Here is a 25133-nt window from a genome sequence, read left to right as displayed (position 1 = left end):
GATGTTTGGTAAATTAAGTTGGGATGCGGTCCCGTTCCACGAGCCGATTGTGATGATTACCATCGCCATGATCGCGCTGGGTGGTCTGGCACTGTTTGCGGCAATCACTTATTTCAAGAAGTGGACCTACTTGTGGACCGAGTGGCTGACGTCGGTCGACCACAAGAAAATCGGCGTGATGTACATCATCGTCGCCATGGTCATGTTGCTGCGTGGTTTTGCCGACGCCATCATGATGCGTACCCAGTTGGCCATGGCCACCGAGGGTTCGCCTGGCTACCTGCCGCCTGAACACTATGACCAGATCTTCACCGCCCACGGTGTGATCATGATCATCTTCATGGCGATGCCTTTCTTCACTGGCCTGATGAACCTTGCAGTGCCGCTGCAGATCGGCGCGCGTGACGTGGCTTACCCGTTCCTGAACTCCCTGAGCTTCTGGCTGCTGGTTTCCGGCGTCGTGCTGATCAACCTTTCCCTGGGCGTCGGCGAATTTGCCAAGACCGGTTGGGTTGCGTATCCGCCATTGTCGGGCCTGCAATACAGCCCTGGCGTGGGTGTGGACTACTACATCTGGGCGCTACAGTTATCAGGGCTCGGGACGACGCTGACGGGGGTCAACTTCTTGGCCACCGTGCTGAAAATGCGCGCCCCTGGCATGAAGCTGATGGACATGCCGATCTTCACCTGGACCTGCACCTGGGCCAACGTCCTGATCGTGGCTTCGTTCCCGATCCTGGCCGCTACCATGGCGCTGCTGTCGCTTGACCGTTACCTGGATTTCCACATTTTCACCAATGAACTTGGTGGCAATCCAATGATGTACGTGAACCTGTTCTGGGCATGGGGTCACCCTGAGGTGTACATCCTGATCCTGCCAGCGTTCGGTATCTTCTCCGAAGTGATCTCGACCTTTACCGGCAAGCGCCTGTTCGGTCACCACTCGATGGTTTACGCATCGGGCGCGATCTCTGTACTGGGCTTCATGGTTTGGCTGCACCACTTCTTCACCATGGGGTCGGGGGCCAGCGTCAACGCCTTCTTCGGCCTGGCAACGATGCTGATTTCCATCCCGACGGGGGTGAAGCTATTCAACTGGCTGTTCACCATCTACCACGGTCGTTTGCGCATGACCAGCCAGGTCCTGTGGACCCTGGGCTTCATGGTGACCTTCGCCATTGGCGGCATGACCGGCGTACTGCTGGCCATCCCGGGTGCTGACTTCGTCCTGCACAACAGCCTGTTCGTGATCGCTCACTTCCACAACGTGATCATCGGTGGTGCTGTATTCGGCTACATCGCTGGTTTCAGCTTCTACTTCCCGAAAGCGTTCGGCTTCAAGCTGCACGAAGGCTGGGGCAAGGCTGCATTCTGGTTCTGGATCTCGGGCTTCTTCGTCGCGTTCATGCCGCTCTATGCACTGGGCTTCATGGGCATGACCCGTCGTCTGAACGCTACCACCAACCCTGAGTGGGTACCGTACCTGTACGTTGCCATGTTCGGTGCAATCATGATCGCTGTGGGTATTGCCTGCCAGTTGATCCAGCTGTACGTGAGCATCCGTGACCGTAAGCAGAACGCTTGCGACTCCGGCGACCCATGGAACGGCCACACCCTGGAATGGTCGACTTCCTCGCCACCTCCGTTCTACAACTTCGCCGTGATTCCTACTGCGAACACCATTGATGCGTTCACCGAAGCCAAGGAAGACGGTACTGCGTACCAGAAGCCTAAGCACTACGAACCGATCCACATGCCGAGCAACACCGCCACTGGCGTGGTGATGGGTGCGCTGTTGACCGTGTTCGGTTTCGCGATGATCTGGCACATCTGGTGGCTGGCAATCGTTGGCCTGGTGGGCACCATCGGCTACTTCATTGTCCACGCTGCACGTGATGATCAAGGCTACATGGTGCCGGTCGAAACGATCGAGCGCATCGAAGCCGAGCAGCACGCTCGCCTGGTCGCCGAGAAGAAAATCCCGGCCAACCGTGTAGAAACCTCGTTGGAACAGGCTTAAACCATGTCGAACTTAGTGACCAATGCTGGACACGCCCATGTCGATGACCATGGGCACGATGACCATCACCACGACTCGGGGCCGATGACCGTTTTCGGTTTCTGGCTCTACCTGATGACCGACTGCATCTTGTTTGCGTCGATCTTCGCGGTGTACGCGGTACTGGTAAACAACGTAGCGGGTGGCCCGTCGGGCCACGACATCTTCGAACTGCCTTACGTGCTCGGCGAAACCGCCTTGCTGTTGTTCAGTTCGATTACCTACGGCTTCGCCATGTTGGCCTTCTACAAGGGCAACAAGAAGGGCGTACTGAGCTGGTTGGGTCTGACCTTCCTGTTCGGCCTGGGCTTCATCGGCATGGAGATCAACGAGTTCCATCTGCTGATCTCCGAAGGCTACGGCCCGCACCGTTCCGGCTTCCTGTCCGCGTTCTTCACGCTGGTAGGCACTCACGGTCTGCACGTGACGGCAGGCCTGCTGTGGATGGCGGTGATGATGTATCAGGTCAATAAACACGGCCTGACCAACACCAACAAGACTCGCCTGAGCTGCCTGAGCCTGTTCTGGCACTTCCTGGACGTGGTCTGGATCTGCGTCTTCACCGTTGTTTACCTGATGGGGACTCTGTAATGGCTAATGCACACTCCCATGACCATGACAGCCATGATGCGAGCCACGGCAGCGTTAAGTCGTACGCCATCGGCTTCATCCTGTCGGTAATCCTTACCCTGATCCCGTTCGGCCTGGTGATGTACCCAACCCTGCCGAAATCGATCACGTTGATGATCGTGCTGGCGTTCGCGGTGATTCAGGTGCTGGTTCACCTGGTGTACTTCCTGCACTTGGATCGCTCGAAAGAGCAGCGCGATAACGTGATTGCGTTCGTGTTCGCAGGCTTAGTAATCCTGCTGCTGGTTGGCCTGTCGATATGGATCATGTTCAGCATCCATACGTTCATGATGGCGAAGTGAGGTAAGACCCGATGTCGCTTAAGCACTTTATCCAAATCACCAAACCGGGGATCATTTTCGGTAACGTGCTTTCTGTGGCGGGCGGTTTCTTCCTGGCCTCCAAGGGACATGTCGATCTGGCCATCTTCCTGGCTGCAATGATTGGCACATCCCTGGTGGTAGCTTCCGGATGTGTGTTCAACAACTGCATCGACCGCGACATCGACATCAAGATGGAGCGCACCAAGAACCGCGCGTTGGTCCAGGGTCTGGTTTCCCTGAAGCTGGCGCTGCTGTTCGCGACCGTCCTGGGTGTTGCCGGTGTGGTGCTGTTGTACAAGGTGGCTAACCCGCTGGCGGCGCTGTTTGCCGTGATCGGCTTTGTCATCTACGTCGGCCTCTACAGCCTGTACCTCAAGCGCAAGTCGGTTCACGGCACGCTGGTGGGCAGTCTGTCGGGGGCGATGCCTCCGGTAATTGGTTATGTGGCTGTGACCAATAGCTTCGACATGGCCGCGCTGGTGCTACTGGTGATGTTCAGCCTGTGGCAGATGCCGCATTCCTACGCCATCGCGATTTTCCGCTTCAATGACTACCTGGCTGCGTCGATTCCGGTTTTGCCGGTTAAACGTGGCATCCAGGTCGCCAAGAAACACATCCTGCTGTACATCCTGGCCTTCCTTGTGGCGACCTTGATGTTGACCTTCAGTGGCTACGCCGGCATGAGCTACCTTGCCGTCGCCGCCGCCATGGGCATGTACTGGTTGTACATGGCCTGGACCGGCTACAAGGCGGTGGATGACACCGTCTGGGCGCGCAAGCTGTTCGTGTTCTCGATCTTCACCATCACCGCGCTTAGCGTGATGATGTCCCTGGATTTCCAAGTGCCGAAAGAGCTGTTGCTGACCTACGCTCACTGAAGAGTCCCGCAGTGAAAAAGCCCCGCCTTCGAGAGAAGCGCGGGGCTTTTTCTTGGGCGTTCGGTTAAATCGGCCAATGCCTTTTCCGTCATACACTTTTGTACGAGCTGTGCGAATCCATCACCCGCCCTACAACAAGGAGTTGTCACATGGTCAGCGTTAGTCGTCGGTCCCTTCTCGCCGTAGGCGCCGCCCTGCCGTTGCTGGGGCGCCTGGATTGGGCGGTTGCGGCGTCGTCGCCGGCAACGTCTGACAAGGTAAGGCTCAACTACAACGAAAGCCCCTACGGCCCTTCAGGCGCTGCGCGGGAGGCGATGCAGCGGGGCATCGCCAACTCCGGACGTTATCCTTACGGCCATATGTATGCTTTAGCCGGGCTGTTTGCCCAACAGCAAGAAATTGCCGAGGAACAGGTGGCGGTATTTGCAGGCTCGATGGCGGCCTTGCGCTATGCCGTATTGGCATTCACCAGTGAAACCCGTGGCCTGGTGATGGCCGCGCCGTCCTACGAGGTGCCGCGCCAGGCGGCCGAGTCGAACAAGGCGCCGGTGAAGGAAGTCAGTCTGAGCGCCGACCACGCCCACGACATCCTGGCCATGCTCGCCGCCGATCCCCAGGCGGGCATGCTCTACCTGTGCAATCCCAATAACCCCACTGGCACTGTCACGTCTACCGAGGCCATCCGCCAGGCACTGGCAAACAAACCCAAAGGCAGTGTGCTGGTGGTGGACGAGGCCTATATCGACTTCGCCGACGTCCCCAGCGTTGTCAGTTGGGTCAAGGACCATGACGACCTGCTGGTGCTGCGCACGTTCTCGAAAATCTACGGCATGGCCGGCGCCCGTCTGGGCCTGGCAATCGGCCACCCTGCGTTGCTGGAGCGGCTGGCCGTGTTTGGCGGCGACAACGTACCGGCAGGTTCCACACTGCTCGGCGGCATTGCCAGCCTGGAAGACGTGAAACTGCTGCCGCAACGCAAGGCGCTCAATAACCAGCTGCGTGACGAGACCGTGGCCTGGCTGAAAGGCCGTGGTTTCACCTGCACCGCCTCCCAGGCCAACTGCTTCATGATCGACGTGAAGCAACCGGCGGAGCAGGTGATCGAGCAGTTGGCGGCGCAGGGTGTGCTGATCGGCCGGGTGTTTAAAAGCTGGCCGCAGTGGGTGCGTGTGACGGTGGGAGACAAGCGGGAGATGGCACGGTTTCGGGAAGTGTTTGCAGCACAGGTGAGTTGACACCACGCAGAACAAATGTGGGCGGGCTTGCTCGCGAATACGGTGTATCAGTCAGCGAATATGCCACTGATACACCGCACCTGCGAGCAATCCCGCTTCCACAAGGGGGCCCGCAGTGTTGCTGATTATGGGTTACTGCTGAGCGATGCTGTACCCCTCAAACGCAGTCTGCTGTTGCAACGCAGTAATGACGCTTTTGCGGCTCAACGGCTGTTCTGCACCGGCGTTGTCCACAAAGCTCTCAACCGTAAGCTCCGCTTCATCGCCTTCACCCACAAAGCTGAAACCCAAAAACTCAAACGCCTCACGGTCAACGTTCAGCTTCGAGCGCGGCGTGCGCAGTGGCAGGGTGACGCTGATGCCATCTTTGCTGATCACAAACACTTCGGCTTCTTTCTTGGGCCGTGAAGCCTTGCTCTTGCCGGCGCTTGGGTTGCTGATGGCCTGGTGGCTCTGGTTCAGTACTTTCAAGGCCAGGCCGTAGACCAGCTCCTGGAACTCGGGGTCGTCCTTGAAACTCGACAGGATACGGCTGATCGAGAACTGGCTGCTCAGGTCTTCCAGGGCAGCATTGTCGGCCGCCTCGGCGTCTTTCAATTGCTTGAGCTGGCCCATCAAATCGTAGGCTTTGTCGTCGTCGAAGGCATCGTGGGCCTGGCGGATGGCCACGCGCAGTTCGCGGATCTGGTCGCTTTCCTTGGACGTATGGAACGCGTCCAGCACCATCTCGCTGATGATCTTGGCTGCTGGCACATGCTGTGAAAGATTGATGGCGTTTTCGTATTCGGCTTTGGCGCGCAAGGCGGCTACGGATTCTTCGGCGGATTCTTCGATGGTGTAGGAATCGGGCATTGAAATTTCACTACTTCAGTAAACGAGGACAAAAAAGCGTCGGGCATTTTCAGGGGGGAGGGGGATCAGGTCAAGGCAGCACAATGCCCTTATCACGACGTAACGCCGGCAGCGCCCATTGCAGCCGGACTGCCCACCTGCAAAACAGACCTACGAAAAACCCCGGCCTTCCTTACTGGGACAAGTGCCTCAGGCACGCTTCGAGGATATCCAAGCCCTCCTCCAGCACCGCCGGCTCAGTCGTCAGCGGTGCCAGTAAACGGATGATATGCCGCGACTTGCCGCTGGGCATTAGCAGCAACCCGGCATCCCGTGCCAGGCCCAACAGTTGAGCAAGCTGTTTCGGTGCGGGGGTGCCATCGGCGTTCGCCAGCTCAATGCCGCGCATGGCGCCGACGCCGGTCAGGCGGCCGAGGTAGGGCGTGAGGCCTTGTGCGCACCAGGCTTCATAGCGGCTGACGATGGCTTCTTGCTGTTGCGCTCCCCAAGTGTTCAGGTGCTCATCTGTCATTGCGTCAAGGGTGGCTAATGCTGCGGCACACGCAATAGGGTTGCCGGAATACGTGCCGCCCAGGCCGCCCTTCGGCAGGTTGTCCATCAACGCCTTGCGCCCCACTACGGCGCCCAGCGGGACACCCCCGGCGATGCTTTTACCCAGCAGGATCAAGTCCGGTTCGATCCCCAGGCGTGAGAACGCAAAACGCTGGCCGGTACGGCCAAAGCCGGATTGGATTTCATCGGCAATCAGCAGGATGTTCTTCTCATCGCAAAAGCGCCGAAGAGCCTGGGCGAACTGCATATCTAGCGCCAGGAACCCCCCTTCGCCCTGCACCGGTTCGATAATGAAACAGGCCACATCGTTGACGTCGATTTCTACGCTGAATAGGCGGTCCATGGCTTTCAGTGCCTCAGCGCAGGTCACGTCGTTATCAGCACTGGGGTAGGGCTGGTGGAACACCGGGCCGGGCAGTACACCGACCTTTTGTTTGTAGGGCGCGACCTTGCCGTTGAGGTTGAGCGTGGCCAGGGTGCGGCCGTGGAAGGCACCGTCAAATGCAATCACCGCCGTACGGCCGGTGGCGCCGCGCACGATCTTCAGCGCATTTTCCGCCGCCTCCGCGCCGCTGTTGGTGAGCATGCCGCTGACTGGGTAGTCCACCGGGATAAACGCGCTGAGGCGCTCCATCAGTTCGATGTAGGGCGCGTGCGGGGCGGCGTTGAACGCGTAGTGGGTCAGTTTGGTCGCTTGTTCACGAATCGCCTCGACCACGCCCGGGTGGCAATGGCCGAGGTTGAGCACACCGATGCCGCCAACAAAATCGATATAGCGTTTGCCCGAGGTATCCCAGACTTCGGCGTTTTTCCCGTGGCTGAGGCTGATGGGATGAACGATGGAAATCGACTGGCTGATGGTTTCGTGGCTCATGAATCGGTGACTCGGCAGTGACGGGCGTCTTTTTATCTAAGCTGGGCGCCCGCCCTTGTCGCAAACGAAATAAAGTCGCCGGGTCATTATTAAAAGTCGGGATGTGAGCGGACGTAGTTCACCATCCAGTTCAGGAAGGCCTTCACCTTGGGGACCTCGCCGGCATGCTCGGCATGGGCGATAAAGTGCGCGCCGCTGCTGGGCATTGCGTAGTCCCACGCAATCATCAGGCTGCCCTGGGCCAACTCTTCGGCCACCAGATACTGCGGCACCAACGCTACGCCGTAGCCCGATTGTGCTGCGCGAATGCACATGTAGAACGTGTCGAAACGCGGCCCGTGATAGCTGTTCTGCGAGTGCAGCCCCTGTTCGAGGAACCATTCGTGCCAGGCTTCCGGGCGCGAGGTGCATTGCAGCAACGTGTGGCGCGACGAAGCATCGCTGCCTTCGGCAACAAAGCCCGGTGCGCACACCGGCACCACCGCTTCACGGAACAGCTCGATGCACGTCGCGCCCGGCCATGAGCCCTGCCCATAGAAAAACGCGATATCGGCCTTGGCCTGCAACACATCGAAAGGCTCCAGCTCGTTGCGCACATCCAGGTGGATATTCGGGTGTTTCACCGCGAAATCCTTGAGCTTGGGCACCAGCCAGCGATCGCCGAAGGTCGGCTGGGTGGCGATGCGCAGCACTTCGGTCTCGCCGCCGTAGGTGAGGATGTAGCGGCTGGAGATGTCCACCTGGGTCAGGATTTTGTGCACTTCGGCCAGGTACAGCGACCCCGCTGGCGACAGGTGCAAGCGCTGGCGGACCCGTTCGAACAGGTTGTGGCAGAGCATTTCTTCCAACTGCGCCACCTGCTTGCTGACGGCACTCTGGGTCAGGTGCAGCTCTTCGGCGGCACGGGTGAAACTCAAGTGGCGGGCGGCGGCTTCGAAGCATTGCAAGGCCGTCATCGAAGGGGTCAAGCGTTTTGAAATCATGCAGTTCATTCCAAATCGGAAGGAGCCTTTGCCTAAAGGTCGTTTGTGGCAGCGGCGTAAAGCCGTGGATACTGCCCGGCAGCACTATAAACCGGCGCGGGCGATACGGCGCCGAATAATAAGGAATGACAGGGAGAGCCTTGCATGAACTCATTCAAAATTACGTTGGCCGCGATTGGCGCCAGCGCCGTGCTTGGCCTGGCAGGCACCGCCCACGCGGGCGCAACCCTGGACGCCATCCAGAAAAAAGGCTTTATCCAATGTGGTGTCAGCGATGGGCTACCGGGCTTCGGCGTGCCCAACAGCCAGGGCAAGATGACCGGTATCGATGTGGACGTATGCCACGCGGTGGCGGCAGCCGTATTCGGCGACGCGTCGAAAGTGAAGTTCACGCAGTTGACCGCCAAGGAGCGTTTCACGGCGCTGCAGTCCGGTGAGATCGACCTGATCTCACGTAACACCACCTGGACCAGCTCCCGTGATTCGGGCATGGGCTTAGTGTTCACCGGCGTGACCTACTACGACGGCATTGGCTTTCTGGTGAACAACAAGCTGGGCGTTACTGGCGCCAAGCAATTGGACGGCGCCACCGTGTGCATCCAGGCCGGTACTACGACTGAACTCAATGTTTCCGATTACTTCCGCACCAATGGGATGAAGTACATACCGATCACCTTTGACACCGCCGACGAAAGCGCCAAGGCCCTGGAAGCCGGGCGTTGCGATGTACTCACCACCGACCAATCGGGCTTGTATGCCCAGCGAATCAAGATGGCCCACCCGGACGAGTTTGTGGTGTTGCCGGAAGTGATTTCCAAGGAACCCTTGGGGCCGCTGGTGCGTAAAGGCGATGACGAGTGGTTCAGTATCGTCAAATGGACCTTGTTCGCGATGCTCAACGCCGAGGAAATGGGCATCACCTCGCAGAATGTCGAAGAGCAGGCCAAGACCACCAAGAATCCGGACATTGCGCGGTTGCTGGGGGTTGATGGCGAATACGGCAAGGACTTGAAACTGCGCAAGGATTGGGTGGTTCAGATCGTCAAGCAAGTGGGCAACTATGGCGAAGTATTCGAGCGCAACATCGGCCAGGGCAGCGTGCTGAAAATCAAGCGCGGGCTCAATGCGCTGTGGAACAACGGCGGCATCCAATACGCGCCGCCAGTCAGATAAACGCGGTCCCGCTGTAGGCGCTGGCAAGCCTGCGCCTACAGTGAACATTGCTCATTCGGACACGCCGTCCTTCCCCGCCGCCTTGGCGCGATACAACGCCTGATCAGCGCGCGCCATCAGGGCCGCGGGGGGCTCATCCCTTAGATGCACAGCAACACCCAGGCTCAGGGTTACCTTGAAATCATCCCTTTGCGGGCGATTCCTGAACGTCTGGCGGATGTTTTCTGCCTGCGCCTTTGCGATGTCCAGCGAGGTTTTGGGCAGGACCAGCACAAACTCATCGCCGCCCCATCGGGCCAGCAGGTCATTAGGGCGGATACAACTTTCCAGGCATCCCACCACCCGCACCAAGGTCTGGTCGCCCACACCATGACCGTAGCGGTCATTGATCAGCTTGAAGTTATCGATGTCTATGGCAATCAATGCCAGCGGCAGGCGAAAGCGCTGGGCACGGTCGCATTCTTCGAGTAGCACTTTCTCCAGGCGATAGCGATTGGCGACCAGGGTCAGCGCATCCCTTTCGGCCAAGGTGCGATTTTCATCCAATTGCAGCTGCAGCTGCTGATTGACCCGCGACAGCTCGCACGTACGTTCGGCCACCAGTGCCTCAAGCGATTGATTGCGCTTTTCCAGCTGTTCGACGGAGCATTTGCGCAGATGAATATCGCGATGGGCGCCCACCATTCGCGCCACCGAGCCGTCGGCGTTACGTGCAATCACGTAGCCGCGGTCTTCGATCCACAGGTAGCTGCCATCTTTTTTGCGGCAGCGATATTCGACTTGGTAGTGGGGGGCGCGACGGTGGATGTAGTCGTCGAACAGCTTCATCACCTGGGGGTAGTCGTCCGGGTGAATCACGTTCTCCCAGATGAACACAGTGTTCTCTAGTGCATGGCGGTGATAGCCAAGCATTTCGTACCAGCCTGGATTGCGGTAGACGAAACCTGTGTTGGCATTCCAATCCCAGATCCCGTCACTGACCAGCTCCAAAACGGTGTGTAGCATGTCGGCGTTGAAGTGAGAGAAATCTTGCTTTAACGGATTAGTGTCGGAGGTATCGTTCATCTGTGCATTCCTTGCGAGGGCCGGCATTCAACGCCTACCCCTGTTGTCGCCGATACTCCGTGGCTGGAGCTACTGTACAACGGAGCCTGGATGCTTTGAATAGGGAAGGTGTACGGCGAAAGATTGATGGAAGATAGCTATTGCTTCGGCGCCACCATCCTCGTCTGCTCCTTCCCATCTGCGTTGTGCTGATAAATCGCGTCGGGCTGACCCTGCTCATTGAAAAACACTTGGCCAATCCCCGCCGAATTCCATAACCGCTCGCCCGCTTCGGCGTGCTCCGGAATATGGGGCACCACCTGCATGGTGCGGCGGCGGGTGAACCAGTTGAGCGGCGAGCGCGGCGAGTATAGCCAGCGATTAAGGCGGTCGAACCACTCCAGCAGGCGGGGTGGGAATTCGTTCTTGATACCGCTGCTGGTGATCTGCCAGATCCTGGGGCCGGCGTTGCGATGGCGGATCAGCACTTCGTAGACGAACGAGTAGTGCACGTCACCGGAGAGGATCACGTAGTTACCCGGCGTGCGGGAATGACGGAAGATATTGAGGATTACTTGGGCGGCTCCGCGATGGGCCATCCAGTTTTCAGCATCCACCAGCAAGGGGTGGCCGCACCAACTGAACACCTTCTGCACTGTCTCGATCAACTTGACGCCGAAGATTGGCGCGGGCGAGACGATGATGACCGAGGGGTGATCCAGCAGTTCCTGTTGCAGCTCGCTCAAGGCCTCCCAGTCCAGCAGCCCGGAAGGTTGTTTGAGGGTGAACTCGCTGCGCCAACGGCGAGTGCGGGTGTCGAGCACCACCAGGGCGGGGGTGGTGGGCAGTACGTAATGCCAGCGCTGGAATTTCAGCAACGTTTCGAGCAGTTCATCCTGCGCGCCCGCGTCCAAATGATTGGCTTTGGGCTGAGCCGTGAGGGCTTGGGTTTGGCTGACCAGTTCGCCAAACGCGTCCGGTTGGTTGCCCCAGCCCTGGCACAGCAAATAGGCAAGCAGGGCGTTGCCGATGATGCGCTTGGAGAAAGGGTGGCCGTAGGCAGTCTCCTCCCATTGGGCGCTAAGGTTCCAGTCGTCGGTGATGTCGTGATCGTCAAAAATCATCAAGGTCGACAGGTGGGCGAATACCCGCGCGACGCCCTGTAGGCCGTCGCGAAATTTATTGATCTGTACCTGTTCGCGCGCGTAGCGCTGGTGTCTTTCTACGTTCAGTTGCGCAGGTTGAGGTGCAATCAACGTCCAGGGCGTGGGCGACCATACCAGCAAGTACATTGCGATGACTTCAGCGAATGTCACCAGATGATTGTCGGCGGTGCTGCTGGTGAAGATGGGCTTTTTTACACCACCAAAGAAGCGTTCGCGCAGGGTTTCGTTGCTGTCCAGTGCGGGCAGCAAGTCGGCGCGATGGTAGTAGCTGGCGCTGTGCCTGTAGAGGCTGGCGCTGTCATCGACCACGGCGCCCTCCAGGTATTCATCGAACAGGCCCAGGCGTGCGATCAATGAATGTATCGCCCGCAGCATCGGCCCGGCCACATCATCGGCGTAGACCTGATCGCCGCTCATCATCAGCAAGGCTGGGCGATCGGTTGGGGTGTGGGCGTCTGCCAGCAGGCGGTCGACACACAGCAAACCCTCGTCGGCACTGTGATGGGGTTTGCGGCATGAGCCGTGCACCAACTGGTGGATACGGCTGTGCAACACGAAACTCGGAAGGTGGGCGTTGGCGTACAGCAGGTGCGGTGCCCAGTCAGCAATGCCGGTGCTGTCGAACAACAGGTCGTAGTCGATCGCCACGTCCAGGGGCAGTGCATCGTCCAGTGACACGTCGATCAAATGGATAAATGCCTGGCGCCCTACTGCCACAACCTGGCACTGGTTCAGGGTGATCTCCAGTGTCTGAGTTGGCAGATGCAATTTCAGCGTCAATTCAAGTGCGCGGCTTCCCACCAGCCACAACACCAGGCGACGAGGTTCGAGACGCCGCAGCAGTGGGCCGGCCAGTACGGCGGGCAGTGTGTCGGGATGCGGCATGCAGGCAAGAATTCCATGCAGGGTGAGCCGGCAAGATTAACCCAGTGAATGTCATCGTTTTGTTAAGGGAGAGCGTACGGAGGGCCGTGCACTGCCCTCCGTGTAAGACCGGTTAAAGCAGGCGACCTTGCCCCAGGCTGTCTATCCCACCGCCGTTTTTGCGTCGACGGTCATTGGCTGTCGTACTTGCAGGGTCAGCGGCATGCAGTTGCGTTTGTGTGTCGTCAATACTGCGCTTCCTGCGTTGGGCCTCTGCATCATCCTTCTGCAGCGGTGGGTAGTGAAAGTGGCCCATTGAGTGGTTGATAGCGTTAAGCATGGATGTTTCCTTCTATTGGGTAGAGGATTCTCCGCTTGTGAGAGCGAAGTGAGACCAACCTTATAGAGGGCGAAACGGGCCAGCTATAAACGCGCTGATGCAAGATATGACTGACGTGGGTAAACGCGCTTCAGACGTCATCAGAGGCGCACCGCCGCTCTCACGGTTTTACCGTGTCAGGTTGGCGAGACTTCAATTAACTTCGGCACCGTGAATCGGAACTCACTGCCACGACCCAATTCACTTTCTGCAACGATCCTGCCGCCATGGGCCTGCACGATACCTTGCGTGATGTACAGTCCCAGGCCGCTTCCGGTCGGGTTGTTCTCCGCCTGGGTCCAGTAGCGATCGAACACGTGAGGCAAGTGCTCGGGTGCAATGCCTTCACCGGAGTCGCGCACCGAGAAGACGATGGCGTCGTCGGTGCTCATGGCGCTGATACCGATGTTGCCCTGGCGCGGGGTAAACTTGATGGCGTTGCCGATCAGGTTCGACAGCACCTGAAACAGGCGCTCGGGGTCGCCGTTGATCAGTAGGCCAGACTCGGCGTTGAACGACAGGTCGATGCCTTTTTCCATCGCCAGCGGTGCGAGCAGGGCGTAGGCCTCTTCAAACATCTGGCTCACGTCGAGCACCACCAGCTTGACCACATAGCGTCCGGCCTCGATTTTCGAGGTGTCGAGCAAATCTTCCAGCAGCACATTCATGCGCGCGGTCGCCTGTTGCATGGTGTCGATGGCCGAGGAAATCCGCCGTGAGGTGTGGGGACCATCGGAGCTGAAGGCGTTCTGCATCATGCCGCAGAGCATGGAGATAACCGTCATCGGGTTACGCAAGTCGTGTGACACCACTGCCACCAGCTCATCGCGGGCGCGCACGGCTTGTTGTTCGCGCAGTACCTGGCGAGCCAGGTCGTTTTCCAGGGCCGAGCGACGCAGGTCGTTGGCGGCGAAAAGGTCGCCATGGCTCCATTTGGAGGAGATGCCAGCCATCTCGACTTTCCAGATTTCAAACGAGGTACGTGGGCGAAGGCGTAGGCCTGCGTCGGAATTTTCCAGGTTCAGTGGCTTTTTTGGGTCGCCGCTCCAGTGGATGTTCTCTTTGACTTCCGGGCGAAACCACAGCAAACCGTTGTCCACCGGCTTCGGCAGGCTCAAGGCCAGGACACCGCTGGCCACCTGCTGGTACTCGGAGGCCGGCGGATACACCGACGCCAGGTGATGACTGGCGAACACCGGCTCGCTGCTCATCTGCAACCATTTGTGCAACGCACGGATCTGCGCTGGTTCCGGGCAATTGCCATAGCAGCGCAGTTGCTTGTCTTCGATGATCGCGACGCCGCCGGACACGGTCAGGTCCATCAGCAAGCGCGGTTGCTGGGCCAGGCCCCCGAACACGCTTTCTTGCGACGCTTTCATGGCTTGATCCAGCAGCGTCAGGGTCTCGACTTTCTCTTCACGCTGACGTGTCAGGTCCAAGGCCTCCATGGCGCTGATCTGCAACGACAAGACCTGGCCGATAGTCTGGCAGGCGGTGCGCAGGTCATTCGGCACCATCAGCGGTTCGCGGTTGCCGCAGCTGATCAGCCCCCAAAGCTTGTCGCCTTTCATCAGCGAGATGCTCATGGACGACAGCACGCCCATGTTCTGCATGTACTGGCAGTGAATTGGAGACACGCTGCGCAGGGTGGCGAAACTCAGGTCCAAGGGCTGGTCGGAGTCAGGGCGCAACTTGGGCAACAGCGGCACCGGCTCGTAGGCGGCGTTCGGGATGATGCGCAACCAATTGGTGCGATACAGCTCACGGGCCTGCTCCGGGATGTCGGACGCGGGGAAGAACAGCCCGTTGAACAGCTCCATGGACGGTGCCGACGCTTCGGCGATCACCTGGCCGTGACCTTCGTCTTCGAAGCGGTAGATCAGCACGCGGTCGTAGCCGGTCATGGCCTGGATTTCAGTCACGCTGATTTCGTACAGCGCTTGCAGGGTTTTCGCCGACTGCAAACGCTGCAGCATTTTGCCCAGGTCACTGGTGCGGCCGCTCAGTGCCCGTGGGCGGAAGTCCTTGACCCGTGGTTCGAACTCCAGCACCAGCACATTCTGATGGCGGTGCAGCAGGCCTTCGAACTCCGCGCCGTTGAGCGTGACGTGCAGAGGTGCAGCGTCGAAAAACGTATTGTTTTCGGCCATGGCGCCGACGGCGTTGGCGTGCTCGGTGCCTATCAGCGTGTGCAGCGGCTGGCCCAGCAGCGCTTCGGGTGCGTGCCCGAACAACGTGTCGACGTTGGCACTGACCTGGATGATATTCATCTCCGGCTCGGATAACGTCAGCAGCGCACCGTGGGGTTGGATCGCACCCGGAAAGCGGATGGGCTCGTCGGCACAGTTGGTAAGCAGCTCTTCAAAATCTTCGGTTTTCATAGCAGTACCTCCTGGCTGTCGAGCCATTGCTCAAAGCAGCTGAATGTCGAACGGGCAGCATCCACCGCGCGCTGTTTGGCGCGGGCATCCAGCGGCAGGCGTCCCAGGTAATCGAGAAAGTCTTTCCAGCGCCGACCTGTCTCGGCACCGTATACATCGAGAAACGCGCCACCGTTGTCGGCATTGACGTGCAGACGCTGGGCCATTTCCCGGCGCAGCACTTGGCCGCCGAGGGTCGCGCCTTCCAGCACGTACAGGGCACCGAGGCAGGCGGCGGGGGTGTCGAGGGTCGGGAGTTTGGCGCAGCGGGGCAAGGCGTCAATAGCCTGCTCATCCAAGCCCAGAGCGTTGAGGTCATTCAGTAGCGTCGGCGTTTTCGTACGCAACCCCTGGTCGAAGCCTTCAGGGATCAAATCGCATTCGTACAGCGCCGCTTCCATTGGCCCATAAAACCCGTAATACGCCTGCAATAAGCGCTGATACCAATCGGCATCCATGCGCTCGGAGAAAAATGGCAGGCGCTTTTCCAACGTCATATGCAGCAGGGCTGTACCTGTGCGCAACGTTTCCAGCAAAGAGGGCGCGCCAACGTCATGGGCCTGTGAATGCATTCAGTGAGCTCGAACTGTGGGCCTCTCGGCCATGAATGACGCATTTAAATGGGCGACAATTCTACACAACTAATGGCGGGCAGATTTACGCGCAAAGCGAACAGGCTGACCAGCGGATCAGAAAAGTCACTGCTTGTTTATTCAGAGACCACAGTGCATACGGTGAAGTTCGGCTGAAATGATGTCGCGACGCCATCAATGCATGGGCAGCCCCTGCTGGGTCAGCGCCGCTTGCACACAGTCGATCAGGTGCTCAGTGCTCCAGGGTTTGGGCAAGAAGCGGACCGACCCACCTAGCTGTGCTGCAATACTGGTGTTTCCGGACGTCAACACCACCGGCACCGTTGGCCACCGATGCGCGACCACTCGGCTCAAGTCATAACCGTTGAGCAAACCTGGCATCTGCACATCGCTGACGATCAGGTGCACCGGGTCATCCTCGCGCTCCAAATAAATCATTCCCTCATCCGCCGAAGGAAATGACGTCACGACCGCCCCAAAATCTTCCAGTACATCCACCATCAACGTCCGAATGATTTCGTCGTCTTCCAATACTAATATCGATGGCTGAGCCATGATCGTTACTCCACCATCAGGGTTCATAAGGTGGAGTGGGTCAGGAATGTAAGAGTTTCGATGCAAAGGTTTTTTGCCGATGGATGGTCATGTTGTGGCACGGTTTGGTGCACTGGGCTGGCTAGCAGGCATAATTGCACCACCGTTGCTGCCAGCAGCACTCGATGTGGAGCACCCTATGAAATATACCGCCTCACTGGCGCTGATTCTTGCCGCTGGTATGTCCAGCCCCCTGACCTATGCTGCGGGCGACGCCGAAGCTGGCGGCAAACTTTTCACCAAGACCTGCGGCGGCTGCCACAGTGTCGGCGAGGGCGCACGCGGTGGTTTCGGCCCTGAACTCAACGGCATCATCGGCCGACCTGCGGGGATTACCACTGACTATCAGTATTCCGATGCGATGAAAAACTCCGGTGTGGTCTGGACCCGGGACAAACTCGCCGCCTACATCGAGGCGCCGAAGAAGGTGGTAAGTGGTACGCGGATGATCTTCTGGGGCATTAGTGATCAGGAAAAAATCGAGAACATCCTGGCGTACCTGGAAACCTTCCAGCCCAAGTGATCGAAGCCTACGGGCGCCACCTTACAAAACCCAGAGGCACGCTGATGGACCGGCAACTGCTCAAGCTCGCCCGCAACAAACAGCTGGCGCACCCCGCGATGCTCGACGAGTTCGACATCAACGATTGGATTGCAAAGTATCAGGCGCTTTATCCAGGGCACAGCCTCGAAAGAGGCTTTCTGGAAGGTGCACGCTGGTTGAACAGCCAATTTAAACGGGTGCAGAGCAGCCGTCTGCACTATTCGTTCAGTACAAATGAGCCGCTGACATATGACGCGCTGATCAGCGCACATATCGGGGCGGCCAATCACTTCTTCTGCGCAATGGCCGCCGAGGCGCTGCAGGCCGTCAAGGCCAACCCGGTAGCGTCCCTTGAAGAGCACCTTTCATTCCGATCTTCGTTGACTAACGGTGAGTCCGGCCTGCCACCGGATCATCTCAATATGTTGCGCCTGGATTCGCTCTGCGGGCCGATCTGGGATCTGTATCAAAACCGCCATGACTTGCGTGTGCTGTTCCCCGACAATTGCCCGCATATGCTCAGTGCTATCAACTTTTTTGCCTATGAAAGCGATTTGGTGCAACTGACCCATAGTTTCAAAAAAATCTGGCAGGAGTTGTTGTACGGCGGCATGGAGTTTTTTGCCGATTCCAAAGGCGTTCTACTCTCGTCTGCGTCGGAGCATCTGGATCTGGTCAAAGTGATTTATGAATACCGCCGTGATCACCACAACGGTACCAACGGTCTGAGAATTTCCGGTGAAATTCAGCAGGGCCGCCAAACCTATGCGCCTCAGCTTGGGGGGCAGCGCTATATCAAATGCGCCGGCACTGGCGCGTTGTCGATCGGCAAGTGGTCTGAATTAAGCGACAGCGTCCAGACAGCCGCGCTTTATGCGTACCTGTCGCCGTATTACATGATCGACGAGTACCTGCATCCTTTGTTCGATGCTTCTCCCGAGCCCGCTATAAAAAGTATCGAGTGCCAGAACCTGCTGCATATCTGGCTGCACCTTTCGGTGATCGCGGCTCAACTTAAAGAACACTATGCTCAGATGTCTGCGCCGCAGCAGTGGGAAGATCTGCTCAAGCTGTGTCCGCGGTTCTCCCGTGAAACGCTTGCGGCGCGGCTTGCAGAGTGCACTGGGCTCGCGTCTGAACAGGTCGATGCGGCCATTGATCTGCTCATTTATGAGGCCAAGAGCCTGCAGCATGACCTGTGGTCGCGACCGTTGGTGAAGGTGGATGACGACGTGCTGATTCCGATCAGTGCGCCGTTGACGGCCAGCATCTCCAGGAATTTTGATATCTGGCTCAACATCATCGACCCCAAAGGCAAGCAGCGCGGACGATTGTTTGAACGTTACCTGCTCGCGGTGTTGGAAGATTGTCGCAGAACCAACCCGATCATGGCGGACTTGAAGTGGTTGGGGGCGGTTAAGTTCAGAGGAACGTCCAACGTTGTCGAGGAGATCGACCTGGTGTTCTCGTTTGGCAGGCTGCTGGTGGTGTGCGAACTGCGCAGTCGGCGAGCACCGATAACGCCGCTGGATTACCACAATGATTTTTCCGATAACAATGGCATCACCCATAAAACCCGCCAGGCGCGCCGAAAAGCCCAACATATTCAGCAAGCACTGGGGGCATTTTGCAGCCAGTATTTTCCTCACCTCAGCGACGCGTCCGCAGTCACTGTGCTGCCGCTGGTGATCGTCAGTGGTCCTTACCACGCCGGTTTTGCATGTGACGACGTGCCCATTCTGGACGCCCACTTGCTCAGGCATTTTCTCAAGGATGGCGAAGTTCGGTTTGGAGGGCGTGCGGACTCCGATACCGCGTACGACTACGGGTATGCCCTGTATAACGATGTCGAAGGCGCACAGCGTGAGTTCGCAGGTTATGCTGCGAGCCCGGCCTTGATCAGGATTTACCGAGCCATGGCCCAGCCCCGTCTGCACCGGTACCCCCTGCGGGGCGAGCAGGCTCAGCCGGTGCGGAGTCTGTTCTACGAGCTTTCAGGTTTCAGCTTCGAGGAACAATTGGCTGTAGCGCAGTCGGTTTCAGGCGGCAAGCTGCGCAAAATTTAAGGTGACAAAGTGTGGAACATTCCCAGTGAACCCTAGTCTCTTCATCACCCTCATTCGATAAGGACATCCCCCGTGAAGCGAGTCGCGCTGCTCTCCATCGCCCTGGCCCTGGGCGCCTGCCAATCCAACCAACGCGACTCATCGCCCAGCCTGCTCAAGGACGGCATTCAGTTTCGCCAGAAAACCGTGGCTGTGGATGCGGAACACGCCAAGGTCATCATGAAGTCCAGTGGCGGCACTCCCGCCGTCGACTTCTCGATCAGCCGCGAAGGCGACCCCGACTCACGCATGGAAGCCCTCGGCAAGGTGATGGACACCGGCGAAGGCAAGGTCTTCAACTGGATCGCCAAGCTCAACCAAACCGTCGCCAGCGCCACGCTCAAGCGTTTTCCACAACTGGAAATCCAGGCCGACCCCGGCAAGAAACTCACTGTATCGGGTTACGCGAACGACACCCGCACCGGTTACTACTACACCTGCGGGCCGGAGATAAATACGTTCCGCCCGGAGAAGGCAAAAGTGTATCTGGTGGAATTCCAATTCAAGGGCTCGGGGTGTGAGCAGCATGTGTATGACGTGACGGATCCGGCGAATCGGGTACCGGTGGCTGAGGCGGGGAGTGGGGTTAAGTCGGGTTGAGGGTTAGCCGTGGTGCGGTAGACCCTGCGGGCATACCACACCGTTGAGGGTGTGGGTGCAGCAGTTGCAGAAGGAGGGCATCTGCTCGGGCGTCAGCTGTGGGTTGACCTTTTGCAGCAGGCCGTCCTCGTCGATATACAAGCCGCTGTAGTAGCTATTCTCATCCGTTCTGACGTAGTCCTGCTTGTCGCTTTCATGTAGCGCGACCATCCAGAACACCGGATCCGGACGATCCAGGCGGGCGTTGGCTTCGCTGAACACCTGATCCCATGGGTGGCCGACTTTGGAGAGGAGAAAGCGGTATAGCGGGGTGTAATCAAAGCCGTGTCGTTGATGGCTGTGCATCGAACCGCGATTTGATGGTTTGTTTTTTTCGCTTTTGGTGTGCCGCTCATACCGGTAGGCGCGACAACTGCCGTGGCGCACGCCATGGGTTCGGGTGTTGACCGAGCGATAGAGGAGGGGCTTTTGCATGGATGGCCTCATTGTTTTCTTTCACTGCCTTAAAGGTTGACCTTTGGAACGGACGGCGGTTAACGGATTGGTTGAGCTATCCGCGTATTCAACTAGGGTTTTCGATTGAAGGGACGTTTTCGGATTATAACGAGTCCAGGGAGATATGGTTTTGGAAGGTCGCCTGAAGGTGGTTAAGGCGTTGATGTTTGTTGTGCTGGTGGTTGCGGTGGCGCTTGGGGTGTTTAACGGGGTGGTAGTGGCTATATCGGCGTATTTTGGGCCGTTTTATGACGGGGATGCGGACCAGAATCGGAATTTTGGAACCTGGTTGGTGGGGAATGGCGTAGTGGTTGTCGGGGCGGTGGTGGGTGGGGTCGGTTGGTATCGCAGGAGACGGGGTGATGAGCTGACTAAGCGGAAGTAGAGGCTGAGTCGGAATCGGTCGATGGCAGTGTTTCGAATATTTCGATTTTCGTTTGTTTCGATCATGTCCTGCCTCGTGGGTGTATGCCGTTTTGCTCGCGGATCTGTATCTAACGCGCGCATTTTGAACGCCCTACCATGGGGGCCAAGCCGACAACCTTGGCCAAATGTTTCGCGTCGACAAACGAACACCCCAGGAGCCCAACAATGCCTGAACTGTCCAGTTGGCTGGCCTATGCGCTGATTTCACTCGGCATGGTGCTCACGCCCGGTCCGAACATGATTTACCTCATTTCCCGTTCGATCTGCCAGGGCCGCACGGCCGGGTTGATTTCCCTCGGCGGCGTGGCGTTGGGGTTTCTGGTTTATATGTTGTGCGCCGCCTTGGGCATCACGGCCCTGGTCATGGCAGTGCCGTTTGCCTATGACGCGCTGCGCTTTGGCGGGGCGTTGTACCTGGCCTACATGGCCTGGCAGGCGATCCGGCCGGGTGGGCGTTCGCCGTTCCAGGTGCGGGATCTGCCCAAGGACAGCCCGCGCAAGCTGTTCACCATGGGCCTGGTGACCAACCTGCTCAACCCCAAGGTGGCGGTGATGTATTTGTCGTTGCTGCCGCAGTTCATCGACCCGAACGGTCATGGCAGCGTGTTGATGCAATCCCTGGTACTGGGCTTTACGCAGATTTTTATCAGCGTGAGCGTCAATGCGGCGATTGCGGCCATGGCGGGTTCGATCGCGGTGTTTTTCGTTGCCCGGCCGGGTTGGCAGGTGGTGCAGCGCTGGCTGATGGGATCTGTGCTGATGGGGCTGGCGGTGCGGATGGCGGTTGAAGGGCGGCGGTAGGGTGCCTCACTGGATGTCTTTGAGGTAATCCTGCAGGTGGGTCAGTGGCCCGCGCAGTTCATCCAACTGAGCCGCGTTTTGCACATCACTCGCCAACCGTTGCAGCTCGCGACCCATCACCGTATCGGTCCCGCCCAATGCCTCAAGTGCTTGATCAACACATTCCGCGAGTTTGGATTGAATAACGACCAGATCCCCCTGCCGCACCAACAACCCGAACACTTCCCGGTCATACCGATCCATCACCGGATCATCCCGCAAAACCGGGCTGCCACCGTCCGTCTCGTGCACCAGCTTCAGTGCAAAAAGCGCAACCGCTTCCAGCGTCAATTCCATGGTTTCGGTTCCTCGGTGTTTTTTTGGGGGGAAGTGGGGGAGGGCGATGATCACTGTTCTGCGCATGAAAAAAAAGACCCCATGCCGCGAACGGGTCAGGACCCGCCAACGCAATGTCATCCGCCCGAGCAACGATACTAAATGGCTATGTTGCAACTCGCCGTGCCAAATGCACCCGGCCACCAGACGGAGGCGGTGCAAGGCTCAACCCATTACAAGGACGCAAACACGCATGCAGTCACTTCTCACCCGAGCATCCACAGAAACGCGAGCTGGCTTAAGCCGGCCTATGGATCGATGATTTATCGTGGCGCAGGCTGGCTGACGTTGTTTACACCGGTGTCGATGGTGCTGCTATTGATGTGGCTGTGGCCCGACCCCAGCGTCAAACCCGGCAACACATCGCTGATGCAGGTGTTGATCGGCTTCGGGGCGGGGTCGGCGATCAACGCCGTGCTCGGCTTTGCACTGAACCGACAGCCGCACGCCGATGGCGTCCGCCACCACTTCTTTTTCATGCCGATGCAGTGGCCGGCGCTGGTGATCATGGTGGCCTGCACACTGATTGCCTTGCTGAAATAACCCAACCGGCCGCTCGGCCAGGGCGGCCGCGTCTCGACCTGTTCAAGGCGGCCACGGTAAGTGGTGTGAGCGAGCGGGCGAGGCCAGCCTCAGATCCACTGGTCATTCACAGCCGTACGCTCCCCACCTTCATGCCCGGTATTCAAGATGCCCCGTGGCTCGATCATCATCAGCTTGGCCTCGCCTTCGGCGGCGGTGCGGTGCTCTACGCCACGAGGGACCACGTACAGCTCACCTGGTGCGACATAGACCGGGCCGTCTGGCAGGTCGATACGCAGGGTGCCTTCGAGTACCAGAAAGGCTTCGTCGGTTTCGGGGTGGGAGTGCCAGATGAACTCGCCTTCGATGCGTACTACTTTGAACTGGTAGTCGTTCATTTCGGCGACGACGCGTGGGCTCCATTGCTGGTCGATCAGGTCGGCTTTTTGGGTGAGATTTATAGGTTTTGTCGGGGGCTGCGGCTGAGGCATGACGGATACTCTGCTGGATAAGAGTCGTCAGGTTAGCGAACGAGGGGGCGAGGGCGCTTGTACGATTCTGCAAGCAGTCTGAGCGTGTCGGCTGGCGTCGCCTACACTTAACGTCCTGCTCAGTCACACATCGGTCATAAACCAGACGGAAGGCATACACCAGACCTAAAGTTGCGGCGTAAAGAGCGGATAAACTCTATGTCGTTTACAGCCGCAACACTGTTCAAGGATCGAACTCATGCCCCAGCGCTCATCCAGCCGTATGCACCTTCCCGCTTATCCTCGTTTCCGTTGGTTCGCCTTGATCCCAGTCTTGCCGGCCGTTTTGTGGATACTCGTGCAATCCACCTCGACAGCCAATCTGCTGGCCTGCGCGGCACTGGTGATGATGGGCTTGGGGGCCTGTGCGTGGAGCGCGGCTTCACAGCGCAACGCAATGGAGCGCGCGATTGCGCAGGGGCAGGCAGGCCAGCCAAGTTCGGACGCGCCTAACGGCATGGCCTCCCGTGCACAGCTCGATGAGGTGTTGCTGGGCGCCATGCCGATCTGGGCCAAGCAGGTGGAAAGCTCGCGCCATCAGACCGAAGAAGCGATTGTGAGCCTGGCGAATCGTTTCACCGGGATCGCCACGCGCTTGCAAGAAACGGTACAAGCGTCGCAGCACGCGGCCGGTGAGCTGGACGGGCAGGCCGCCGACGGCGCGCTAGAGGTGCTGGCGCGCAGTGACAGCGAGTTGAGCCAGGTGATCAATTCGCTCAAGGCCACTCAAACCAGCCGTGATCAGACCCTGGCTCAGGTGCGCAGCCTGACCGCCTACACGGGCGAACTGCGCACCATGGCCGCTGATGTGGCGGCGATTGCCGCACAAACCAACCTGCTGGCCCTCAACGCGGCCATCGAAGCGGCGCGTGCCGGTGAGGCCGGTCGCGGCTTCGCGGTGGTGGCCGATGCGGTGCGCAGCCTGTCGAGCAAGTCCAGTGAAACGGGCCAGCAGATGTCGGCCAAGGTCGACATCATCAATAACGCCATTACTCAATTGGTGCAGGCAGCGTCCAGCAGCGCCGACCAGGACAGCCATTCTGTGGCCGAGTCCGAAAACAGTATTCAAGTGGTGCTCACACGTTTTCAGAGCATCACTGGGCGCCTGGCCGAATCTGCCGACCTGCTCAAGCAGGAAAGCTACGGCATTCGGGATGAGATGACCGAGGTGTTGGTCAACTTGCAATTCCAGGACCGGGTCAGCCAGATCCTCAGTCACGTGCGCGACAACATGCACGCCCTGCATGACCATCTCGTGCAGGCCAACCAGACCCCGGACCAGCCGCTGGCCATCGACGCCCGCCAATGGCTGGCGCGCATGGAAACCACCTACGCCACCGATGAGCAACGGCGCCTCCATCATGGCGAGGCGGCTGTGCAACAGAATTCTCAAGACATCACTTTCTTTTAGGAGCGCATCATGGCGAAGAATGTATTAGTGGTCGACGACTCCAGCAGCGTGCGGCAAGTGGTTGGCATCGCCTTGAAAAGCGCCGGTTACGACGTGATCGAGGCCAGTGACGGCAAGGACGCCCTGAACAAGCTGACCGGGCAAAAAGTGCACCTGATCATCAGCGACGTGAACATGCCTAACATGGATGGCATCACCTTCGTCAAGGAGGTCAAGAAGCTGGCCAACTACAAGTTCACCCCGATCATCATGCTGACCACCGAGTCTCAGGAATCGAAGAAGGCCGAAGGCCAGGCCGCGGGCGCCAAGGCGTGGGTGGTCAAGCCGTTCCAGCCGGCGCAGATGCTGGCGGCGGTCTCTAAATTGATCTTGCCCTGACACCCGGCGCCAGGGAGGCCTACATGCCGATCACTCACGAAACCATCGACGACACCGCCCACGTGGGCATCGACGGCGAACTCACGATCTACACCGTCGCTGAGCTGGCGGGCGCGTTGTTGCCGCAGATGGGCGCCGCGCCGCGCCTGGACCTGGACCTGTCGCAGGTCACGGAGGTGGACGGTGCCGGCCTGCAGTTGCTGGCAGTCATCCAGCGTGAAGCCGGCATTGCCGGCACCGCCTTGAGTGTGACCGGCCAGAGCCAGGCGGTCATGCAGGCGCTCCAACTGTGTCGCAGCGCCGCGCTTTAATCGGCACTGTCCCGTT

27 protein-coding genes are annotated in these 25133 nt (G+C 58.7%); 15 read left to right on the top strand and 12 right to left on the bottom strand.

Going from position 1 to position 25133, the window contains the following annotated elements; all coding sequences use genetic code 11:
* Position 1: 1 nt before the first annotated feature.
* The 5 genes from cyoB to ptaA all read left to right on the top strand — a co-directional run bounded on the left by cyoB (position 2) and on the right by ptaA (position 5125).
* Positions 2–2020, top strand: coding sequence for a cytochrome o ubiquinol oxidase subunit I (gene cyoB, locus AACY36_RS06415; RefSeq protein ID WP_339420675.1), 2019 nt, complete (start codon positions 2–4; stop codon positions 2018–2020).
* 3 nt (positions 2021–2023) lie between these two features.
* On the top strand, positions 2024–2650 hold the full coding sequence (locus AACY36_RS06410) for a cytochrome o ubiquinol oxidase subunit III (RefSeq protein WP_017734786.1): 627 nt from the start codon (positions 2024–2026) through the stop codon (positions 2648–2650).
* Positions 2650–2991: a cytochrome o ubiquinol oxidase subunit IV gene (gene cyoD, locus AACY36_RS06405; protein WP_010206434.1), complete on the top strand. Its 342-nt coding sequence runs from the start codon at positions 2650–2652 to the stop codon at positions 2989–2991. The genes AACY36_RS06410 and cyoD overlap by 1 nt, the downstream gene beginning before the upstream one ends.
* 11 nt (positions 2992–3002) lie before the next feature.
* Positions 3003–3890 carry a heme o synthase gene (gene cyoE, locus AACY36_RS06400; RefSeq protein ID WP_049711593.1) on the top strand — a complete coding sequence of 296 codons (888 nt, stop codon included), beginning with the start codon at positions 3003–3005 and terminating at the stop codon, positions 3888–3890.
* Between the two features lie 149 nt (positions 3891–4039).
* The gene (gene ptaA, locus AACY36_RS06395) at positions 4040–5125 is read left to right on the top strand and encodes a pyoverdine biosynthesis transaminase PtaA (protein WP_339420674.1); all 1086 of its coding nucleotides are present in this window, start codon (positions 4040–4042) and stop codon (positions 5123–5125) included.
* Between the two features lie 132 nt (positions 5126–5257).
* Here the strand turns inward: ptaA and AACY36_RS06390 are convergent, their stop codons facing one another.
* The 3 genes from AACY36_RS06390 to AACY36_RS06380 all read right to left on the bottom strand — a co-directional run bounded on the left by AACY36_RS06390 (position 5258) and on the right by AACY36_RS06380 (position 8386).
* Positions 5258–5977, bottom strand: coding sequence for a hypothetical protein (locus AACY36_RS06390; RefSeq protein WP_339420673.1), 720 nt, complete (start codon positions 5975–5977; stop codon positions 5258–5260).
* A 172-nt stretch (positions 5978–6149) separates the two neighbouring features.
* On the bottom strand, positions 6150–7403 hold the full coding sequence (locus tag AACY36_RS06385) for a 2-aminoadipate transaminase (RefSeq protein WP_339496829.1): 1254 nt from the start codon (positions 7401–7403) through the stop codon (positions 6150–6152).
* A gap of 89 nt (positions 7404–7492) precedes the next feature.
* Positions 7493–8386: a LysR substrate-binding domain-containing protein gene (locus AACY36_RS06380; RefSeq protein ID WP_339420671.1), complete on the bottom strand. Its 894-nt coding sequence runs from the start codon at positions 8384–8386 to the stop codon at positions 7493–7495.
* A gap of 144 nt (positions 8387–8530) precedes the next feature.
* On the opposite strand from AACY36_RS06380, the gene AACY36_RS06375 reads away from it, so the two are divergent.
* A complete protein-coding gene (locus AACY36_RS06375; protein ID WP_339435960.1) occupies positions 8531–9559 on the top strand; it encodes an amino acid ABC transporter substrate-binding protein in 1029 nt (342 codons plus the stop codon).
* 51 nt (positions 9560–9610) lie between these two features.
* Here AACY36_RS06375 and AACY36_RS06370 read toward each other — a convergent pair whose 3' ends face one another.
* The 6 genes from AACY36_RS06370 to AACY36_RS06345 all read right to left on the bottom strand — a co-directional run bounded on the left by AACY36_RS06370 (position 9611) and on the right by AACY36_RS06345 (position 16580).
* Positions 9611–10624 (bottom strand): diguanylate cyclase domain-containing protein, encoded by a 1014-nt coding sequence (locus AACY36_RS06370; RefSeq protein WP_339496827.1) that lies wholly within the window; start codon positions 10622–10624, stop codon positions 9611–9613.
* A gap of 137 nt (positions 10625–10761) precedes the next feature.
* Positions 10762–12654 carry an alkaline phosphatase family protein gene (locus AACY36_RS06365; protein WP_339496826.1) on the bottom strand — a complete coding sequence of 631 codons (1893 nt, stop codon included), beginning with the start codon at positions 12652–12654 and terminating at the stop codon, positions 10762–10764.
* A gap of 112 nt (positions 12655–12766) precedes the next feature.
* Positions 12767–12973, bottom strand: a complete 207-nt coding sequence (locus tag AACY36_RS06360; RefSeq protein WP_339420667.1) for a hypothetical protein — start codon at positions 12971–12973, stop codon at positions 12767–12769.
* Positions 12974–13149: 176 nt separating this feature from the next.
* Positions 13150–15393: an ATP-binding protein gene (locus AACY36_RS06355; RefSeq protein ID WP_339420666.1), complete on the bottom strand. Its 2244-nt coding sequence runs from the start codon at positions 15391–15393 to the stop codon at positions 13150–13152.
* On the bottom strand, positions 15390–16004 hold the full coding sequence (locus AACY36_RS06350) for a biliverdin-producing heme oxygenase (RefSeq protein WP_339420665.1): 615 nt from the start codon (positions 16002–16004) through the stop codon (positions 15390–15392). Before AACY36_RS06350 ends, AACY36_RS06355 begins: the two co-directional genes overlap by 4 nt.
* 195 nt (positions 16005–16199) lie before the next feature.
* Positions 16200–16580, bottom strand: a complete 381-nt coding sequence (locus AACY36_RS06345; protein WP_339420664.1) for a response regulator — start codon at positions 16578–16580, stop codon at positions 16200–16202.
* Positions 16581–16758: 178 nt separating this feature from the next.
* On the opposite strand from AACY36_RS06345, the gene AACY36_RS06340 reads away from it, so the two are divergent.
* From AACY36_RS06340 to AACY36_RS06330, 3 genes are all read left to right on the top strand, one after another.
* Positions 16759–17142, top strand: a complete 384-nt coding sequence (locus tag AACY36_RS06340; protein WP_339420663.1) for a c-type cytochrome — start codon at positions 16759–16761, stop codon at positions 17140–17142.
* Positions 17139–19229, top strand: coding sequence for a hypothetical protein (locus tag AACY36_RS06335; RefSeq protein ID WP_339496824.1), 2091 nt, complete (start codon positions 17139–17141; stop codon positions 19227–19229). The genes AACY36_RS06340 and AACY36_RS06335 overlap by 4 nt, the downstream gene beginning before the upstream one ends.
* Before the next feature lie 72 nt (positions 19230–19301).
* A complete protein-coding gene (locus tag AACY36_RS06330) occupies positions 19302–19868 on the top strand; it encodes a hypothetical protein (protein ID WP_339420661.1) in 567 nt (188 codons plus the stop codon).
* Positions 19869–19871: 3 nt separating this feature from the next.
* Here the strand turns inward: AACY36_RS06330 and AACY36_RS06325 are convergent, their stop codons facing one another.
* Entirely contained in the window at positions 19872–20342 is a 471-nt protein-coding gene (locus tag AACY36_RS06325; protein ID WP_339420660.1) for a hypothetical protein, read from the bottom strand.
* A gap of 145 nt (positions 20343–20487) precedes the next feature.
* Here AACY36_RS06325 and AACY36_RS06320 point away from each other — a divergent pair, with 145 nt between their 5' ends.
* Positions 20488–20748 carry a hypothetical protein gene (locus tag AACY36_RS06320; protein ID WP_339420659.1) on the top strand — a complete coding sequence of 87 codons (261 nt, stop codon included), beginning with the start codon at positions 20488–20490 and terminating at the stop codon, positions 20746–20748.
* Between the two features lie 206 nt (positions 20749–20954).
* Positions 20955–21590, top strand: coding sequence for a LysE family translocator (locus AACY36_RS06315; protein ID WP_339420658.1), 636 nt, complete (start codon positions 20955–20957; stop codon positions 21588–21590).
* Between the two features lie 6 nt (positions 21591–21596).
* On the opposite strand, the gene AACY36_RS06310 is transcribed toward AACY36_RS06315, so the two are convergent.
* Positions 21597–21926 carry a hypothetical protein gene (locus tag AACY36_RS06310; protein WP_339435966.1) on the bottom strand — a complete coding sequence of 110 codons (330 nt, stop codon included), beginning with the start codon at positions 21924–21926 and terminating at the stop codon, positions 21597–21599.
* A 147-nt stretch (positions 21927–22073) separates the two neighbouring features.
* Here AACY36_RS06310 and AACY36_RS06305 point away from each other — a divergent pair, with 147 nt between their 5' ends.
* On the top strand, positions 22074–22508 hold the full coding sequence (locus tag AACY36_RS06305; RefSeq protein ID WP_339420656.1) for a hypothetical protein: 435 nt from the start codon (positions 22074–22076) through the stop codon (positions 22506–22508).
* 89 nt (positions 22509–22597) lie between these two features.
* On the opposite strand, the gene AACY36_RS06300 is transcribed toward AACY36_RS06305, so the two are convergent.
* Positions 22598–22978, bottom strand: a complete 381-nt coding sequence (locus AACY36_RS06300; protein ID WP_339420655.1) for a cupin domain-containing protein — start codon at positions 22976–22978, stop codon at positions 22598–22600.
* A 238-nt stretch (positions 22979–23216) separates the two neighbouring features.
* On the opposite strand from AACY36_RS06300, the gene AACY36_RS06295 reads away from it, so the two are divergent.
* Genes AACY36_RS06295 through AACY36_RS06285 form a run of 3 tightly spaced genes read left to right on the top strand, consistent with a single transcriptional unit; the run spans position 23217 to position 25117 of the window.
* Positions 23217–24428 carry a methyl-accepting chemotaxis protein gene (locus tag AACY36_RS06295; RefSeq protein WP_339420653.1) on the top strand — a complete coding sequence of 404 codons (1212 nt, stop codon included), beginning with the start codon at positions 23217–23219 and terminating at the stop codon, positions 24426–24428.
* Positions 24429–24437: 9 nt separating this feature from the next.
* Positions 24438–24806, top strand: a complete 369-nt coding sequence (locus tag AACY36_RS06290) for a response regulator (RefSeq protein ID WP_058423391.1) — start codon at positions 24438–24440, stop codon at positions 24804–24806.
* A gap of 23 nt (positions 24807–24829) precedes the next feature.
* On the top strand, positions 24830–25117 hold the full coding sequence (locus AACY36_RS06285; protein ID WP_339420652.1) for an STAS domain-containing protein: 288 nt from the start codon (positions 24830–24832) through the stop codon (positions 25115–25117).
* Positions 25118–25133 lie beyond the last annotated feature (16 nt).

The organism is Pseudomonas sp. EA_15y_Pfl1_P101 (assembly GCF_963970835.1).
Classification (GTDB): Bacteria; Pseudomonadota; Gammaproteobacteria; order Pseudomonadales; family Pseudomonadaceae; genus Aquipseudomonas; species Aquipseudomonas tritici.
This window is presented reverse-complemented; position numbering and strand designations above follow the sequence as displayed.